The organism is Mesorhizobium sp. M5C.F.Ca.ET.164.01.1.1, assembly GCF_004792125.1.
GTDB classification, from domain to species: domain Bacteria; phylum Pseudomonadota; class Alphaproteobacteria; order Rhizobiales; family Rhizobiaceae; genus Mesorhizobium; species Mesorhizobium wenxiniae.
This window is the reverse complement of sequence record NZ_SRTG01000140.1, coordinates 1-411: the sequence shown is the minus strand read 5'-3', so window position 1 is coordinate 411 and position 411 is coordinate 1. Positions and strand designations below refer to the sequence as shown.

1 pseudogene is annotated in these 411 nt (G+C 63.7%); it reads left to right on the top strand.

Going from position 1 to position 411, the window contains the following annotated elements:
• Positions 1–411 (top strand): annotated as a pseudogene (locus tag EN807_RS32815) (homocysteine S-methyltransferase family protein); the annotation flags it as partial.

The following is a 411-nucleotide window of genomic DNA, read 5'->3' as shown; positions in this document are numbered from 1 at the left end:
GACGTTCGTGAGCTGGGTGAAGCCGTTTTCCTGACCGATGGCGGCCTCGAGACCTCGCTTGTTTTTCTGGAAGGCCTCGATCTGCCCTCCTTCGCCGCCTTTCCGCTTCTTGGCGAGGAGGAGGGGCGGACGACGTTGGCCCGCTATTTCCGCCAGTATCTCGACATCGCCGACAAACACGGGGTCGGCTTCGTGCTCGATACTCCGACGTGGCGCGCCAATCCGGACTGGGGCGAAAAGCTCGGCTATTCGAAAGTCGCATTGTCGGGCATAGACATGCAGGCAGTGTCATGGGCGCGGGCGCTGGCTGCGCCCTATGTTGCGCGTGGCATGACCGTGCTGGTCAATGGGGTGGTCGGGCCCCGTGGCGACGGCTACCGCATTGACACAGTCATGACGCCCGCCGAGGCC